This window comes from Paenibacillus sp. GbtcB18, from assembly GCF_019091125.1.
In the GTDB taxonomy this organism is placed as follows: domain Bacteria; phylum Bacillota; class Bacilli; order Paenibacillales; family NBRC-103111; genus Paenibacillus_F; species Paenibacillus_F chitinolyticus.
In genome coordinates, this window is sequence record NZ_JAGXJX010000058.1 from 1 (window position 1) to 1,448 (window position 1,448).

Below are 1,448 nucleotides of genomic sequence, written 5' to 3' on the forward strand. Positions count from 1 at the left end.
AAATATAAGTACAAGACAGTTAGCTCAAGATTCAGGTATTAGAAGCCCGTCTATTACTAATGGTCTTTCATTTGTTACTGGAGAAATGAAATTCGATGTTTTTGAAAAGCTAATTCATTACGTCTACAAAAATCCTTTAGAGCAAACGGGAAGGATCAAAGATTTTATCTTACAGTGTAAAACTAGTCTGAATGTAAGAAAAGCATTGTGTTATTGCCAGGTAGCAGGAGAATATGACCTTATGGATACTCTAATTGAAAAATTTGAAGCGGTGACTAAAGACGAAGAGTTACTAAAGGTTCAAAAAGATGTGCGTAAATATTTGAGTGTATATTCTCTATATAACCATCGAAATATGAATAGAAAAAAGGGACAGATTTTGTTGGAAGAAATCTACGAGACTCGTGTTTCATCAGACTCGGAGTGTCAGGTGTTATTAAATACCTTACTAATGGCAGCTGAATATGATAACCAAAGGTATAGTGCTATGGCATCGTATGCTGAAGTTGCTGATGTACATATCGGTAAGATGGATGATGGTTATATCAAAGACTGTTTACGCATGCAACATATGGAGCGAATCGCGTACACACAGTTACATGCTAATGAAATTGATAACTGTAGAAATACCTGCCTTGCGATTATAGATTCTGAGCTGAATTTCACAGTTGTGAAGGCTACGGCATATTGTTGTTTGGGAGAAAGCTATATCTTTGAAAATCCATTAATGGCAGAGAAATACATTTTAGAAGCTATTAAATGTCTTGAAGGAATAAGCTCACCTAAAGGCACTCAAAAATATAGTTCTTTTAAAACAACACTAGCTTTCTTGTATATTGAATTCGGCTTTAACTTAGAAAAAATAGATTTTGCTTGTATTAGTGATGGTGATTTAGCTTATTATGAATGTTTATACGGGGATAAGAAAAAAGGGTATGAAATTTTGGGTAGGCTGAGGGAAAAAGGTTTATCAGCTTTTCAAATGTACTATCTTCCCAGAATTGAGAATGATACAATATTGTCGAGGGAATCTTTAGAAAAATTCGAAAAATCAGGAAGTCTACTATACGCGCAGCTTCCAAAGCGCGTTTTAATAACAGAAGGGGTGTTGTAAAATGAAAAAGTTTTTAGTCACTACATTATGTGCTCTGGCATTATCAATCGGGGTTATTGGTGCTGGTGCAGACAATACAAAAGATTTAGGTAAAGAAAAAGTAGATGTACATACGGTAAAAGTACAATCAATGAAAGTTGATCCAGGCGGCATGTAGTATAAATGAATAGTTAAAAAGACGCTACTTTATGTAGCGTCTTTCGTCTTTTTAAGGGGTGTCACACTTTTTGTATAATTGGAAAAACTGAACCATTTGATACATAATTCACAAACTCTTAAAGATGAAGGGGAGAAACTACGTTGAAAAAAGAGGCTGCAAAACAAGAAACAAAAC

General features: G+C 34.5%; 2 protein-coding genes. Both read left to right on the plus strand.

What is annotated here, in order from left to right:
* Positions 1-1,114: AimR family lysis-lysogeny pheromone receptor (locus tag KVT34_RS29445; RefSeq protein WP_217563208.1), on the plus strand; the 1,114-nt coding region annotated here is incomplete at its 5' end.
* Between the two features lies 1 nt (position 1,115).
* On the plus strand, positions 1,116-1,271 hold the full coding sequence (locus tag KVT34_RS29450; RefSeq protein ID WP_217563209.1) for a hypothetical protein: 156 nt from the start codon (positions 1,116-1,118) through the stop codon (positions 1,269-1,271).
* Positions 1,272-1,448 lie beyond the last annotated feature (177 nt).